This is a genomic window from Glutamicibacter nicotianae, from assembly GCF_016907615.1.
GTDB lineage: Bacteria > Actinomycetota > Actinomycetes > Actinomycetales > Micrococcaceae > Glutamicibacter > Glutamicibacter nicotianae.
Genome location: NZ_JAFBCH010000001.1, coordinates 1,498,602 through 1,513,863, shown reverse-complemented (window position 1 = coordinate 1,513,863; position 15,262 = coordinate 1,498,602). Strand labels below are relative to the sequence as shown.

The window sequence follows — 15,262 nt, the reverse complement described above, 5'->3', positions numbered from 1 at the left end:
CCCTGCTCCTTCAGCTAGTTGGTTCGCACGATCATTTGCGGCAGAGCGCAGGGGCCCGCAACCGTGGTTGCGAGCCCCTGCGCTCCGGGTACGGCGGGTGCTACTTCGGTTCGATGACCAGCAGCAGATCACCGCCCTGCACCTGGCTGGTGCCGTTCAGGGTTACCTGGCTGACCACGCCGCCGGTGTTGGCGGTGATGCCTGCCTCCATCTTCATGGCTTCGATGGTGGCTACCGACTGGCCGGCCTCGACCAGGTCGCCGACCTTGACGTTGACCGTCACGGCTCCGGCGAATGGTGCGGCGACATGGCCCTTGTCGTTAGGGTCGGCCTTCGGCGCGGACTTCACGGTGGATTCCACCGATTCATCGCGGACCCTGACCTGGCGGGACTGGCCGTTGAGGTTGACCACGACGGTGCGCAGGCCCTTCTCGTCAGCTTCCGACACCGATACCAGCCGGACGAGCAGTCGGACGCCGGTGCCCAGCGAGATGACATGCTCGATGCCTGGAACCAGGCCGTAGAGGTAGTCGCGGGTGTGCAGTACGGACAAATCGCCGTAGTTCTCCACCGACTTCTCGAAGTCGCGGGTTGGGCCTGCGAAGAGCAGCCGGTTCAGGGTGCCGCGGATCGTCTCCGAATCCGACTTCAGCGCCGCCGCGTCTTCCGCCGAGAGGTCCTCGATACGGGCCTTGACGTTGCGTCCCTGCAGCGCCTTCGTGCGGAATGGCTCTGGCCATCCGCCTGGAGGGTTGCCCAGCTCGCCCGAGAGGAACTGGATGACCGAATCCGGGATGTCGTAGTTCTGCGGGTTCGCTTCGAAGTCCGCGGCGGGCACGCCGGAGCCGACCAGCTGCAGGGCCAGGTCGCCGACGACCTTGGATGACGGGGTAACCTTCACCACGTTGCCGAGCATGTCGTTGACCGAAGCGTACATCGACTCGATGGCTTCGAAACGCTCGCCCAGGCCCAGCGCGATGGCCTGCTGGCGCAGGTTCGAAAGCTGGCCGCCAGGAATCTCATGCTGGTAGACACGGCCGGTCGGCGCCGGCAGTCCGGATTCGAATGGCCTGTACATCGCGCGCACTGCTTCCCAGTACGGTTCCAGCGACGCCACGGCATCCAGCGACAGGCCCGGATCGCGTTCGGTGAATTCCAGCGCCGCAACCAGTGCGGACGCCGAAGGCTGCGAGGTGGTGCCCGCCATGGCCGCGCTGGCCACGTCCACGGCGTCGACGCCGGCATCGATGGCAGCCATCAGGGTTGCCAGCTGGCCGCCGGAGGTGTCGTGGGTGTGCAGGTGCACCGGCAGGTCGAAGCGTTCGCGCAGCGCGGTCACCAGCCTGGTGGCAGCGGCCGGGCGCAGCAGGCCTGCCATGTCCTTGATCGCGATGATGTGCGCACCGGCATCGACGATCTGCTGGGCCAGGTCCAGGTAGTAGTCCAGGGTGTACAGCTTCTCGTTGGCATCCAGCAGGTTGCCGGTGTAGCACAGGGCCACTTCGGCGACCGCGGTGCCGGTTTCGCGCACTGCCTTGATGGCCGGGGCCATCTGCGACACATCGTTCAGCGCGTCGAAGATGCGGAAGATGTCGATGCCGGCGGAGGCTGCTTCCTTCACGAACGCGTCGGTCACCTCGGTCGGGTAAGGGGTGTAGCCCACGGTGTTGCGTCCGCGCAGCAGCATCTGCAGCGGGATGTTCGGCAGCTCGGCGCGCAGCAGCTCCAGGCGCTTCCATGGATCCTCGCCCAGGAATCGCAGGGACACATCGTAAGTGGCACCGCCCCAGACCTCCATGGAGAACAGCTGCGGCACGTTGTGCGCGTAGGCCGGAGCGGCGGCGAGCAGGTCGCGGGTACGCACGCGGGTGGCCAGCAGCGACTGGTGCGCGTCGCGGAAGGTGGTATCGGTGATGCCCACCGCCTTCGAGTCGCGCAGCGCCTTGGCAAAGCCCTCGGGGCCCAGCTCCAGCAGCTTCTGGCGCCACCCATCAACCGGTGCGGCAGACTTCGATGGGCCGTCGAATGGCGAACGCTCCGGCTCGTCGGACTTGTCGCCCGGGAACGCGGGAAGCTTCTTGCGCGGGTCGATGCCCTCGACACGGCTGCCATTGGGCTGGTTCACCGTGACATGGGCCAGGTAGTTCAGCGCCTTGGTGCCGCGGTCCTGGGACTCGTTGCCGGTAAGCAGATCCGGACGGGAATCGATGAAGTTGGTAGCGACATCACCGGCCAGGAACTGCGGGTCGCTGAGCACATTCTGAATGAACGGGATGTTGGTGGCCACGCCGCGCACGCGGAACTCGGCCAGCGCACGGCGGGCGCGGGCCACGGCGGTGGCGTAGTCGCGGCCGCGGCAGGTGAGCTTGACCAGCATCGAGTCGAAGTGCGGCGAGACTTCCGCACCGGTGTAGATCGTGCCGCCATCCAAGCGTACGCCCGAGCCGCCGGCCGAACGGTACACCGTAATGGTTCCGACATCCGGACGGAAGCCGTTGGCCGGATCTTCGGTGGTGATGCGGGACTGCAGTGCCCAGCCACGCACCTGGACTGCGTCCTGGCTGATGCCCAGGTCCTTCAGCGATTCGCCGGAGGCGATGCGCATCTGCGACTGGACCAGATCGATGTCGGTGACTTCTTCGGTCACCGTGTGCTCCACCTGGATGCGCGGGTTCATTTCGATGAAGACGTGCTGACCGGCGCGCTCGCCCACGGTATCGACGAGGAATTCGACGGTACCGGCGTTCTGGTAGCCCAGGGTTTGGGCAAACTTCACGGCGTCGCGGAACAGCGCCTGGCGGATCGACTCGTCCAGGTTCGGTGCCGGAGCGATCTCGACAACCTTCTGGTGGCGGCGCTGCAGCGAGCAGTCGCGCTCATGCAGGTGGACGATGTTGCCTTGCTCGTCGGCGAGGATCTGCACCTCGATGTGGCGCGGACGCAGCACTGCCTGCTCCAGGAAGACGGTTGGGTCGCCGAAGGCGGTGCCGGCTTCGCGCATGGCCGCCCCCATCAGTTCCGGCAGGTCTTCGCGCTTGTCGACGCGGCGCATGCCGCGACCGCCGCCGCCGGCTACTGCCTTGACGAAGATCGGGAAGCCGATGCGATCGGCCTCGGCGATCAGGTAGTCGACGTCATCGCTTGGCTCGGAGGATTCCAGTACCGGAATGCCTGCTTCGCGGGCTGCTTTCAGTGCCGCGACCTTGTTGCCGGCCAGTTCAAGCACGTCCGCCTTTGGACCGATGAACTTGATGCCTTCTGCTTCGGCAGCGCGGGCGAGGTCGGGGTTCTCCGAGAGGAATCCGTAGCCCGGGTAAATTGCGTCCGCGCCGGCTTCTTTGGCAACGCGGATAATCTCGTCTATATCCAGGTAGGCTCGGACCGGATGGCCCTCTTCGCCGATCTGGTAGGCCTCCGCGGCCTTCTGGCGGTGGATCGAATTGCGATCTTCATGTGGGTAGACAGCAACGGTCTTTGCGCCCAGCTCGTAGCCGGCACGGAAGGCACGAATTGCAATCTCACCGCGGTTGGCGACCAAGATCTTTTCAAACATAGTGTCCCTACATCGAATCATTACACGCTGGTACAACGGCACCCTCGGGACTGTTTCCGTCAGGTGCTTGCCCGCCACACCAGCGTGTCGGGTCTCGAAAAGCGGCAAGCATTTGCCACTTCTGTGAAATACCCTACACGGGGAATCTCCAGAACGCCCAAACATTTCATCTTGTGGTCAGACCACATGAAATAATTGAAGCTGTGAAGTTTTAATCACTAACTTGTGCCTAATGGCAAAAACTCACGTTGCAAAGTCGGAGAAACGCCGGTCGGCACACTATGATGATGAGAGACTAAAAATTCGGTGGGACGTTTAAACTAACGAACAGTGAAAGGCGTGGTCTGGTCCGTGCACGTAGTGAGCATCAGCAGCCTCAAGGGTGGCGTAGGAAAAACCTCCGTGACACTCGGATTGGCTTCAGCAGCACTTGCCGCCGGCATTCCGACTCTCGTCATTGACCTGGATCCCCATGCGGATGCCAGCACTGGCCTCGGAGTCCGGGCTAACGGAAAGCAGCCAATTGGGCAGATGCTCAAGAACGCTCGCCGTGCCCGCCTGCAGGATCAGGTTGTCGCCAGCGCCTGGCAGTCAAAGGCAGCAGAGAAGAAGTCCCGCACCCGCATTCCAGTGCTCGACGTTGCTGTTGGCGACGCCTTCACCGGAATCTACGATCGCCCTGATCTGCGCACCCGCGACCTGCGCCGCCTCTCCCAGCTCCTGAGCCGCACCAGCGGTTACCAGCTGGTGCTCATCGACTGCCCGCCATCGCTCAACGGCCTGACCCGCATGGCATGGAGCGCATCGGATCAGCTCCTGCTGGTCGCAGAACCCAGCCTGTTCTCCGTCGCCGGCACCGAGCGCACCCAGCGCGCATTGGAACTGTTCCGCCGCGAGTTCGCTCCGTCCTTGGGACCGGTACACGTCGTCGCCAACCGGGTCCGCAAGGATTCTGCAGAGCACACCTTCCGCTTGGGCGAAATGCGCCAGATGTTCGGCGATTCCATGGTCAAGCCCGAAATTCCCGAGCACCCGGAGTGGCAGCAGATCCAGGGCGCCGCGTATTCGGTGCACCAGTGGCCTTCGAAAGCCACCGCCCCGATGCTGGCCCAGTTCGACGCCTTGCTCAAGGAAGTCATGTCTGCCGCAGGCCCGAACAACACCTAGGATCTCCGGACAATATCTGGAGAAATTGGAACTTAAACTACTGGCCGGATCTTCCTTCGTGGAAGATCCGGCCAGTAGTTTAAGTATTGGTTTCCAGTCCCAGGCTTAACCGACGTTGCGAGCGGCCTTGGCGGCACGACGGGCAGCCAGCTCGTCTTCAGGCAGTGCCTGCTGCGCAGAGCTCTCAGATGGCAGCTGGGCCAGCGATCCTTCGACCTCGCGCCAGACGCGGCCCACGGCGATGCCGAACACGCCTTGACCCTTCTGGACGAGATCGATGACCTCATCGGCGCTCGTGCATTCGTAGACCGAAGCGCCATCGCTCATCAGGGTGATCTGGGCAAGATCCTCGACACCGCGTTCACGCAGATGCAAAACAGCCGACCGGATCTGCTGCAGTGATACTCCGGTGTCCAGCAACCGCTTGACGACCTTGAGCACGAGGATGTCCCGGAAGGAGTAGAGCCGGTGACTGCCAGAGCCCTTGGCTCCGCGCACTGCTGGCTCGACCAAGCCGGTACGTGCCCAGTAGTCTAGCTGGCGGTAGGTGATGCCTGCCGCCTTGCACACAATCGGTCCACGGTAGCCTGCATGCTCGTCCAACTCAGGCAGGTCATCGGTGAAGAGCAACCCTTGGGTACTGGATTGCTTGGTGCCACCATCGACCCCATAGTGAGGTCCAGTCTGGCGAGACTCCATCCAATTGCTCCTTGCGTGTCAGCACGTTCCTAAACGAGTATCCAGGGACCGAATAAGAACCGCGCAGATGCGAGTGATGACTATCAAAATACAGCTCTATTTAAATGTCCCTATGCAAAGACGGTACGGCGATAATGCCTAATGGTCAAAGACCTTCAAGCTTAACTTTAAGGCGTGTCGCGCGAGCTTCGGGAATTACCCAATTCAAGGCCTGTATTCCGCTGAAACCAAACGTCCGATTTCTATGAGGAGAAATCCTCTGGATCAATGTTGTCCAAGAATTCCCGGAATTCCCGCATTTGCTCTTCGGGCGCTTCTTCGCCGTCTGACTCGTTTTCGATCGCCACTCCTGCTTCCTCCAGGACATCCTCGGCGCACATGATGGGGCACTGCGCGCGCACGGCCAGCGCCACCGCATCAGAGGAACGCGAATCCACGCGTTTGCCGTTGGAGAGGACGAGTTCGGCGACGAATACGGCGTTGTGCACCGAGACGATTTCGATCCGTTCAAGTTTCACGCCCATGCTTTCAATGACGCTGATCAACAGGTCGTGAGTCATCGGACGCGGTGGTGTGAGCCCTTGCTCGGACATGGCAATGGCCGAAGCCTCGGGCGCGCCAATCCACAGCGGCAGGTAGAGATTCCGCTCTGGATACTTGAGCAGCAGCAGCGGCTGATTCGCCGGCAATTGAATACGGATCCCTGCAAACTCCAGTTCCAGCATGCTAGCCCCTTAGAGTTGTGGTTTCCTGTTGGAATTCAGCCTAGTGATCTAGTTGGGAAATAGCACGTTGCACTAGGGCTTCGTGAATTTCCAGGCACTGGCGGGAGATTTCCTGGGCCTCTTCCGCGGCACGGGCGCGGGCGGAAACTTCCGGCTTTTTCAGTTCGTTGCCGACAATCGATTCGATTAGCGAGAACTCGCGATCGGCCGCTGTGCGGAACTGCCGCAGATGGCGAGGCTCGACGCCGTGACCGGCCAGCTGTACCGCCGACTTGGTGACCTTGATGCTGCTGGCGTCGAACAGCCCAGCCAACGGTTCGATCAAGCCGAACTTGATCAATTCGCCGATGAGATCCTCACTGGCGCCGGTCAGCCCCTGCAGCTCAGCCATGGAGACCGAACGGGCCTTTCGCTCCACGGCCTCTGCCATGTCGTTGTTGACTGCCCTGGGAGCCACCGGGGCTCCCCCAGGCAATGCCGCCGGTGCTTCACCGCGGTCCACCGAGTCAAGGTGGTCCTTGATGACCTTCAAAGGCAGGTAATGGTCGCGTTGCACGGACAGGATGAAACGCAAGCGGCTCACGTCCGACGCGGAATACTTCCGGTATCCGGCTGAGGTGCGTTGTGGGATGATCAAACCCTTGTCTTCCAGGAAACGGATCTTGGAAGCGGTGACGCGCGGGAATTCATCCTTGAGTTCCGAGAGCACTTCGCCGATATTCAGCGCGGCCTGCCGGACCGTCTCGTGGCGTGGTGCCTCGAGTCGTGGGCTGCGGGCTGCGTCAAAGATCGGCAAAGGGTCTACACCTCGGATGTATGGATATGTCGGCGTGCTAGACGCCGGCGGACAAAACCTCGAACTCTACCAGTTTAAAGGTTGGGAACGCTTTGGTAGAAATTCAGGCGGAATTTGCCAATCTGAACTTGCACGCCGGTGCTCAATGGGATTTCGTCGATGCGGTCCCCGTTGATGTAGGTGCCGTTGAGCGATCCGATGTCGCTGAGGGTGAAGCGCTCGCCAGTACGGGAGAACTTGGCGTGACGACGCGAAACGGTTACGTCATCCAGGAAGATATCGGCGTTCGGATGCCGGCCTGCGATGCTCTCGTCGGTATCCAGCAGGAAACGCGCGCCCTTGTTCGGTCCTGAATGGGCGATAAGCAGCGCAGAACCAGCCGGAAGGGCGTTAACTGCGTTTTTCTCATCTTCACTCAGGGTGTAGATGACCGAAGGTTCAGCACCCTTGTGCGCCCCTGGAAGAGCGATATTGGTCGTCTCAGAGGCAGACTCGTTGTGCGGGTCAACCGGCCGATGTTCCGACATTGTGGGGTCCTCCAGAAAATTCTGCTTACAGTTCGTGCGTGACGACCTTGTGTTCTACGTTGGCACAGTCAGTATTACCAAACTATTTACAGATTAGCCTACTCACTGCCCAAGTGATAACAGAAAGTACATATTTTCCGATGCGCCGGATGGCCAGTGTGGCATGATGCCATTAGAGAAGAAGATGCACTGGGATCGCCAACACTTCGATCTTTTCGCACAGATGAAATCGATGCAAGGCCATATCAGGAACTTTCAGGTGAATCGTGACGAAAATACTGCTCAAGCGGGCATACGCAGCGCCCAGCGCCGAGGATGGCTACAGGATTCTGGTTGACAGGCTCTGGCCGCGCGGGCAAAGCAAGGCGGTGCTCCAGCTGGATCACTGGGCCAAGGGCATTGCGCCGAGCACCGAGCTGCGCAAAGGCTGGGATCATGACCCCGCCCGCTTTGATGAATTCGCGCAGCACTATCGCACCGAACTGAACCAGAATCCCGCAGTCGACGCTTTCCTGGAATTACTCTCCCAGCATCCAGTGGTCACCTTCGTCTACGGAGCGAAGGATGAGCATACTAATCACGCGGTGGTGTTGCGTGACTATCTGCTGGATCAGCTGTCTGCTCCGTAGGAGGCACGAAGCACACGCCGTCGGCGCACACCATGTCCGAAGCGACAACCTGCTGAAGATCGAAGCTGAATTCCCCGCCCACCGTGGCACCTTTCCTCGAATAGCCCTGTCCAAGTGTTTCAACCGCGCCAGGCCAGCAAATATTCCGGATTTGAAGCTGCGACCGACTCCAGCAAGAGACCGATGGCACCGCGAAATATTCGAGGTGCCATCGTTATTCTAGGTGCCGGAAGTCAGCGCACTGCTTAGCGCTGCTCGAGCAGGATCGGTTCGAAGAAGCCGGCCAGCTCTCCGGTAGCGTCCAATGGCAGGATGCTGGCTACGTACATGTCCGGACGGACAATCACGATCGCGCCATCGCGGGAGACCTGGCGCTCCTCGAAGATATCCGAGCCTTCCAGCGTTGTGTAGACCTTCTCGTAATCCATGAGTCCGAAGTCCCCGATGTTCGGACGGAACACCATGGGCGCGTCGTTGACGTTCATCGTGGTGTAGTCCTGCTGGTAGACGACCTTGATGTCGAACAGCTCATCGGTGTCGGCTCCCTTCGGGGTGAAGCGCACCAGCGGAGACCGCTCGTCCTCCAGCAGCCAGCTCGACAGGTCGGCAATCTTCTGCGACTGCCCGATTGGCAGCTGGTCTGCGAAGACGTAGATGCGGTAGCGGCCATCGGCCCGGTGGTGGTGGCCCAGGTGCTTCGGATTGGCATCGGCCAGGCGCATGACCTGCGAGGAGCGGAAGCGCTTGCCCATAGGGAAGCCGGCAGCCAGTTCCTGGTAGTCCTTGCTGGCGGTCAGCGACGACTGCGCGTACTCGGTCATGAAGCCCGCAGGGAATGCGGCTGTGCGCACGTAGAACTCGGCAACTCCTTCCTGGCCTTCAAGCTCCTCGGGCGAGGCAGCCATGATGGAGGACCACTTCTTGTCGAAGTCGATCAGGTTCTTGGCGATCACCTTGCGTTCCTCCGAGTAGGTGCGCAGCAGGCTTTCCGGAGCCCGGCCGCAGAGCACGTAGCCGATCTTCCAGGCCAGGTTGAAGCCGTCCTGCATGGACACGTTCATGCCCTGCCCCGCCTTGGCGGAGTGGGTGTGGCAGGCATCGCCGGTGATGAACACGCGCGGTTCGCGGGTGCCGATGTCCTCGACCGCTACATCGTCGAAGCGGTCGGCCAGCCGGTGGCCCACTTCGTACACGCTGTGCCACGCAACGTCCTTGACCTCCAAGGTGTAGGAATTCAGGATCACCTTGGCGCGCTCGGTGATTTCTTCCAGCGGGGTCTCGCGGACCTTGCTGTTATCCCCTTCCGGAACTTCGCCGAGGTCGACGTAGAGGCGGAAGAGCTGCCCGCCCTCGCGCGGGATCAGCAGAATCGAGCCGGCCTTGGAATGGATGGCGCATTTGGTGCGCACGTCCGGGAAGTTGGTCAGCGCCAGGATTTCCATGACACCCCATGCGTGGTTGACCTTATCGCCCGCGAGCTTCGCGCCAATTGAGCGGCGGACGTTGCTACGGGCCCCGTCGGAACCGACCACATACTTGGCCCGCACTACGCGCTCGATGCCCTCGTTGCCATCCATGCAACCGATCAGGGTGACCTTGACGGGGTACTCCTCGCCGTCTTCGACGACCAGTTCGTTGAAATCCCAGCCGTAGTCCGGGACGGTGCGGGCTGGCGAGTTCACGGCGAATTCAGCGAACTAGTCGATGACTCGAGCCTGGTTGACGACGAGGTGCGGGAATTCGCTGACACCCGTTGGGTCATCGGGGGTGCGGTCGGTGCGGATGATCCGCTCCGGGCTTGCCGGGTCGGGATTCCACAAGGTGGTTTCCTTGATGATATAGGCCTCGGCGGTGATGCGCTCGGCAAAGCCGAACGCCTGGAAGGTCTCGACGGTGCGCGACTGGATTCCGTCGGCCTGGCCGATTTCCAGCCGGCCCGGGCGCCGGTCGATGCTGCGGGTGTGCACATCAGGGAATTGGGACAGCTGGGCGGCGGTGATGATCCCGGCCGGACCGGCGCCGACGATCAGCACATCCATTTCAGCCGGCAGCTCGGCGGGCCGATTTACGCCCGCACCAGCAGCTGGCTACACTCGTGGATCCGCCGAAATGTATCCGTTGTCGTGAAACTGCACCGTTTCATCCCCCAATTCCCCCTGGTGACCTCAGTCAATACGCTATTTGTTCAATATTAGAACGCCGTGATCTTTTTTCGCGCACTGGTCATATACGATCTGTGAGCTCACACACAAGCGGACGTAGGCGGAACCCCACGCGCTCGGGTCGCCTGATGCCCTTTGCTGCAGATGCTCCCACTGCGCGCCGGCAGACTCCCGTACTTGTTGTTCATGAAGGTTCGAACTGCACTTGAGCGCTCTGTGCACTGCTGGCCTTTGCGCAGACCACCCGGGAGCCGGGACTGTGCAGCTGGCAGCAAGCAGCGGATGAATTGGATTTCAGCTGAGCCGTGCCCACCCCGCGGCACGTTCGTCGGCTGTTCGGGCCGCGAACCGGAAAATCGAAACGGCGGCTTAAGTGGCAGGTGCTGGCTGGCAGAGGGCTACTTAACCAGCTCGACGCGTCCGGCTGAAGCTGAGAGGCGATGCACTACCGCGTGCTCGCGCATTTTCTGCTGCCATCGCCGGTCATGGCTCACCGTGATCACGGTGCCCGGATAATCCACCAGTGCGGCTTCCAGCTGCTCGACCAGGACCGGGGAAAGATGGTTTGTCGGCTCGTCGAGAAGCAGCACCTGCGCCTTGGTGCTGACCGCAACGGCCAGTTCCAAGCGGCGGCGCTGTCCCACCGACAGCGCCATGGGATGCCGCAGGAAATCCTGCGGCGCAAACAAGCCAAGCCTGGCCAAGGACGCACCAGCATCCTGGACGTACTGGCTGGTGGCCGAGGCGAAAGCTTCGATCAGGCTGTCGCCGGGAAGGATCCCGATGTCCTGGCGCAGCCAAGCGCAGTGCAAGTTCGCAGCGCGCTCGATCCGCCCCGCGGTGCATTCCAGTTCGCCGGCAAGCATCTTCAACAGCGTAGATTTGCCAGCGCCGTTGGAGCCGGTGACCAGCCAACGCTCACCGAGCTTGATTTCGAAGCTGCCGGTGGACAGTTTCGGCGCGATGCTGCGCTGCGCGTTCATCACCTTCAGCAGGGTTTCACCGCTGTGCTGGCCTTCGCCGCCGCTAGGCATGGCGAATGCCAATTCGGCAGCAGGCTCAGGGGCACGGTGGGTTTCGAGTTCCTCGATACGCGACTTGGCTTGGCGAATCTTCGAGGTCGAGCCGTGGCTGGAATCGCGGGCACGGAAATTGCCGTGCCCGAAACCTGCCTTCTCCTGCTTGCGCGGGATGGCGGCAACGCGCGAAGCGTACTTGTCGACCAGATTCTGCGAACGCTCATACTCCTGGACCCAATTCTCATAGGCCACGCGGATTGCGGTTCTCTCCTGCTCCTTGGCATGCAGGTAACCGTCATAGCCGTTGCCGTAGTGCGCGAGCTGGCCATCGCTGACCTCGATGATGGACCGGGCGAAGCGCTTGAGGAACATCCGGTCGTGGCTGATCAGCACCAGGGCGCCGCGGTGCTTGTCGATGGTCCGCTCCAGCCAGTTCATGGCTGTCTCGTCAAGGTCGTTCGTCGGTTCATCCAGCAGAAGCAATTGCGCACCGGAGCACAGCACGCAGGCCAGGGCGAGACGCGAAGATTGCCCGCCGGATAGCTGCGCAACGGGCCGTTGCCGGTCCATCTGCCCCAGCCCCAGCTGCTCCAGCGCGCTGTCCAGGCGCGGCGCCAGCGAATAGCCGTCGGCGGCTTCGTACAGATCGGTAACTTTCTGCAGCTGCTGCAGGAGCCGTTGGGCCTGCTCCTCCGGGGCATCGTCGAGCCTATTGGATATGACGCGCATCAAGGTTTCCAGTTCGCGGAAGCGCTGGTGGTAGGAGTCGATCACCTGCTGCACGCTCATCGCTTGCGCGAAGCGCGGGTTCTGCGCGGCATAGGCAACGGCGCCGGGCGCGTTCATCGTGCGCTGCCCGCGGTCGGGTGCCAGATTTCCGGCGATGACACGCATCAGCGTAGATTTGCCCGAACCATTATCGCCAAGCACGGCGATGCGATCGGTAGCGGAAATGGACAGCTCGATGCCGGCGAGGACATCTCGTTCGCCGAAGCTGACCGCGATGTCCTGCAACAAGCAGACGTAATCCGGTTCGGTGTCTTGTTCGCGCCGATCGGAGGGGCGCACATTCCGGGAGTGGGTCATGGGTCATTCCTGCCTCGCACCGGTTCTGCCCGCCGGAGCAGGCTTCGGTGCTGGTGGTTGGAGGCACTCGCAGGTGCCGAGGACTTGGCGGCAGCGAAGCAGAGCTCAACGCTGGCTGGCGCCTAGAGGAAATGGATCCCAAGAATTATCGTGCCCATCGTCCAAGACTAATGCTCTGGGTTCGGTGCTGGCAAGGCTCGTGCGGCTAGAGGTCGATACTGCCTTCGATGAGCACATTCGTGGCGCCGCCCACCCAGAGCTGCCCGTCAGCCATCTCCAAATGCACTTCTCCATCGCGTCCCGCCTTGGCGCCCTGCCGGTTGACCAGCGGCGCGGTGGCATGCCCGGCGTCGATCAGCCATTGCGCGGCCGCGCCATTCAGGCTCCCGGTGACCGGATCCTCGCGCACTGCGCCGTTTTCGATGGTCAGCGCCCTCACCTCGAAGCCCCCGCCTGGCGTACTGGGTGGCAACGCGCCAAGCACCCCGATTTTCCAGCGGCCGGACCGCTGCGGAGCCTGCGCCGAGATCTCCAGGACCTGCTGCGCATCCTGCAGCAGGATGGCGGCCCAGCCTGGGCCGTTGTCCACCCATTGCGCGTCCACCACCTGCTCCGGGACGATGCCCAGGATCTGCAGCATTTCCGCCAGTTCCTGCTGCCCGATCGCGCCGGTGCGCGTCGCCGGCGGCGAGGCGAAGGACAGCAACTCGCCGTCGGTCCTGATCGGCACCAGCCCGGCACCGCATTCGGCGATCAGCTGCTTCGGGTCGCGCGGCACTCCCCCGGCCTGCAGCCAGGCGCGTGCAGTGCCCAGGGCCGGGTGTCCGGCAAACGGGTATTCGCGGTCGCGGGCGAAGATACGGAACCGGTAGTCGGCCTGCACGTGGCGTGCCGGCAGGATGAAGGTGGCCTCCGAGAGGTTGGACCACAGCGAATAGTTGCGCATCGCGTCCTCCTCCAGCCCTTCACCATCGAGCACCACGCCCAAGGGGTTGCCCTTGTACGGGACGGCGCTGAAGACATCGACCTGCTGGAATCTGCGTTGCATTGGACCATCCTCCGGATGTTCGGGCGCCGAGTGCGCAATTGCCGGCGGGCACGGCAAAACCCCGTCAAGAATTAATCTCGACGGGGTTTTCCGATCGGTTGGTCGGGCTAGCGGGATTTGAACCCACGGCCTCCTCACCCCCAGTGAGGCGCGCTACCAAGCTGCGCCATAGCCCGATGCCCTCGCAGCCGTTATCCCCAAGTCGTGAGAACCAAGGGTGCCGTCTGCGAAAAGCTCCTCTACTAGCCTACACCAAGTGAAGGGCTATTTTCGAAATTTAGCGATTGCGTCCGCGGCGCTCGCGGATTCGCATCGAAACTTCGATCGGGCTGCCCTCGAAACCGAAGGTTTCACGCAACCGGCGGGTGATGAAACGGCGGTAGCCTGGATCCAGGAAGCCGGTGGTGAACAGCACGAAGCGCGGCGGGCGGGCCGAGGCCTGGGTGCCGAACAGGATGCGTGGCTGCTTGCCGCCGCGCACCGGGTGCGGGTGGGCCGCGACAAGCTCGCCCAGGAAGGCATTCAGCTTGCCGGTCGGGATGCGCTTGTCCCAGGATTCCAGCGCGGTATTCAGCGCGGGAACGAGCTTGTCCTTGTGCCAGCCGGTCTTCGCCGAGATGTTCACGCGCGGGGCCCATTCGATGTGCGCGAGGTCGCGCTCGATCTCCTGCTCAAGGTAGTAGCGGCGGTCCTCGTCCACCTCGTCCCACTTGTTGTAGACGATGACCATCGCGCGGCCGGCCTCGATGGCCAGCTGGATGATACGCACGTCCTGCTCGGAAATGGTCTCGTTGGCGGCCAGCAGGATCACTGCGACCTCCGCCTTTTCCAGCGCGGTCTGGGTGCGCAGCGATGCATAGTAGTCGGAGCCGACGGCCATGTGCTGGCGGCGGCGGATACCTGCGGTATCCACGAAGCGCCAGACTTCGCCTCCCAGCTCAACCAGTTCGTCCACGGGATCGCGGGTGGTGCCGGCGTAGTCGTCGACCACCACGCGCTCGGAACCGGCCACCTTGTTCAGCAGCGAGGACTTGCCCACATTCGGGCGGCCGATCAGCGCGATGCGGCGCGGACCGCCCGAGGGGATCATGCCGCCGAACGCCGAATGCTCCGGCAGCTTCTCCATGACCGCGTCCAGCAGGTCGGCGGTGCCGCGGCCGTGCAGGGCCGAGACCGGCCAGGGCTGGCCGAAGCCCAGGCCCCAGAGCACGGCGGCTTCGGCTTCCTGGTTGAAGTCGTCGACCTTGTTGGCCACCAGGAAGACCGGCTTGCCTTTCTTGCGCAGCATCTTCACCACCGCCTCGTCGGTGGCGGTGGCCCCCACATGGGAGTCGACCACGAAGAGGATGGCGTCGGCGACGTCGGCGGCGATTTCCGCCTGGTCGGCCACCGAGGCGTGGATGCCCTTGGCATCGTGCTCCCAGCCGCCGGTGTCCACGATGGTGAACGGGCGGCCCATCCACTCGGCGGAGTAGGACACGCGGTCGCGGGTGACGCCCGGGGTGTCCTCCACGACCGCTTCGCGGCGGCCGAGGATTCGGTTGACCAGGGTGGACTTGCCCACGTTGGGGCGTCCGATGACAGCCAGGACCGGTGGAATGACGACGTCTTCATCGTCGTCGAAGTGGTCCAGGCCTGCCAGCAGGGCCGAGTCCTCGTCGTCCAGTTCGTAGTCTTCCAGTCCGCTGAGCAGGGCCTTGGCGCGGACGTCGGCCTCTTCCTCGCTCAGTTCGGCCAGGCGCTCGGCGATATCGTCGTCTCCAACGGGGATGTATTCCTCGTCGTGGGTGGAGTTGTTCTCGCTCATGGTTTTCCCTTCACAGCGATCGTAATCTTCATCGGCTCTCGCCG

Annotated in this window: 10 protein-coding genes, 1 tRNA gene and 1 pseudogene; 2 read left to right on the top strand and 10 right to left on the bottom strand. The window is 62.5% G+C overall.

All coding sequences use genetic code 11. The features are described from left to right. Positions 1-100 precede the first annotated feature (100 nt). Positions 101-3,553, bottom strand: coding sequence for a pyruvate carboxylase (locus tag JOE62_RS07335; RefSeq protein ID WP_204721519.1), 3,453 nt, complete (start codon positions 3,551-3,553; stop codon positions 101-103). A gap of 351 nt (positions 3,554-3,904) precedes the next feature. Between JOE62_RS07335 and JOE62_RS07330 the strand changes: the two genes are divergently transcribed. Beyond that, positions 3,905-4,720 (top strand): ParA family protein, encoded by an 816-nt coding sequence (locus tag JOE62_RS07330; RefSeq protein WP_038990475.1) that lies wholly within the window; start codon positions 3,905-3,907, stop codon positions 4,718-4,720. 105 nt (positions 4,721-4,825) lie between these two features. Here the strand turns inward: JOE62_RS07330 and JOE62_RS07325 are convergent, their stop codons facing one another. The 4 genes from JOE62_RS07325 to JOE62_RS07310 all read right to left on the bottom strand — a co-directional run bounded on the left by JOE62_RS07325 (position 4,826) and on the right by JOE62_RS07310 (position 7,467). Then, complete coding sequence (locus JOE62_RS07325; protein WP_066137538.1) at positions 4,826-5,419, bottom strand: MerR family transcriptional regulator; 594 nt, start codon at positions 5,417-5,419, stop codon at positions 4,826-4,828. A 242-nt stretch (positions 5,420-5,661) separates the two neighbouring features. Further along, the gene (locus JOE62_RS07320) at positions 5,662-6,144 is read right to left on the bottom strand and encodes a bifunctional nuclease family protein (RefSeq protein ID WP_038990348.1); all 483 of its coding nucleotides are present in this window, start codon (positions 6,142-6,144) and stop codon (positions 5,662-5,664) included. Positions 6,145-6,184: 40 nt separating this feature from the next. Next, positions 6,185-6,940 carry a transcriptional regulator FtsR gene (ftsR, locus tag JOE62_RS07315; protein ID WP_239543252.1) on the bottom strand — a complete coding sequence of 252 codons (756 nt, stop codon included), beginning with the start codon at positions 6,938-6,940 and terminating at the stop codon, positions 6,185-6,187. A 74-nt stretch (positions 6,941-7,014) separates the two neighbouring features. Next, on the bottom strand, positions 7,015-7,467 hold the full coding sequence (locus tag JOE62_RS07310) for an FHA domain-containing protein (protein ID WP_038990347.1): 453 nt from the start codon (positions 7,465-7,467) through the stop codon (positions 7,015-7,017). A gap of 266 nt (positions 7,468-7,733) precedes the next feature. On the opposite strand from JOE62_RS07310, the gene JOE62_RS07305 reads away from it, so the two are divergent. Continuing rightward, on the top strand, positions 7,734-8,096 hold the full coding sequence (locus JOE62_RS07305; RefSeq protein WP_204721517.1) for a DUF488 family protein, N3 subclade: 363 nt from the start codon (positions 7,734-7,736) through the stop codon (positions 8,094-8,096). A gap of 245 nt (positions 8,097-8,341) precedes the next feature. Here JOE62_RS07305 and JOE62_RS07300 read toward each other — a convergent pair. From JOE62_RS07300 to der, 5 genes and pseudogenes are all read right to left on the bottom strand, one after another. Further along, a pseudogene (locus JOE62_RS07300) lies at positions 8,342-10,231 on the bottom strand (FAD-dependent monooxygenase). A gap of 425 nt (positions 10,232-10,656) precedes the next feature. Then, complete coding sequence (gene abc-f, locus JOE62_RS07295; RefSeq protein ID WP_204721515.1) at positions 10,657-12,363, bottom strand: ribosomal protection-like ABC-F family protein; 1,707 nt, start codon at positions 12,361-12,363, stop codon at positions 10,657-10,659. A 205-nt stretch (positions 12,364-12,568) separates the two neighbouring features. Next, positions 12,569-13,411: a PhzF family protein gene (locus tag JOE62_RS07290; protein WP_204721513.1), complete on the bottom strand. Its 843-nt coding sequence runs from the start codon at positions 13,409-13,411 to the stop codon at positions 12,569-12,571. A gap of 99 nt (positions 13,412-13,510) precedes the next feature. Then, positions 13,511-13,587 (bottom strand) — tRNA-Pro (locus JOE62_RS07285). A 101-nt stretch (positions 13,588-13,688) separates the two neighbouring features. Then, positions 13,689-15,218 carry a ribosome biogenesis GTPase Der gene (gene der / locus JOE62_RS07280; RefSeq protein WP_204721511.1) on the bottom strand — a complete coding sequence of 510 codons (1,530 nt, stop codon included), beginning with the start codon at positions 15,216-15,218 and terminating at the stop codon, positions 13,689-13,691. Positions 15,219-15,262: the final 44 nt, after the last annotated feature.

What these genes read in the sequence shown, in the direction of transcription:
- JOE62_RS07320 (WP_038990348.1), bottom strand. Translation starts at nt 6,144, where the DNA reads ATGCTGGAACTGGAGTTTGCAGGGATCCGTATTCAATTGCCGGCGAAT.
- der (WP_204721511.1), bottom strand. Translation starts at nt 15,218, where the DNA reads ATGAGCGAGAACAACTCCACCCACGACGAGGAATACATCCCCGTTGGA.
- JOE62_RS07310 (WP_038990347.1), bottom strand. Translation starts at nt 7,467, where the DNA reads ATGTCGGAACATCGGCCGGTTGACCCGCACAACGAGTCTGCCTCTGAG.
- JOE62_RS07290 (WP_204721513.1), bottom strand. Translation starts at nt 13,411, where the DNA reads ATGCAACGCAGATTCCAGCAGGTCGATGTCTTCAGCGCCGTCCCGTAC.
- abc-f (WP_204721515.1), bottom strand. Translation starts at nt 12,363, where the DNA reads ATGACCCACTCCCGGAATGTGCGCCCCTCCGATCGGCGCGAACAAGAC.
- JOE62_RS07325 (WP_066137538.1), bottom strand. Translation starts at nt 5,419, where the DNA reads ATGGAGTCTCGCCAGACTGGACCTCACTATGGGGTCGATGGTGGCACC.
- JOE62_RS07335 (WP_204721519.1), bottom strand. Translation starts at nt 3,553, where the DNA reads ATGTTTGAAAAGATCTTGGTCGCCAACCGCGGTGAGATTGCAATTCGT.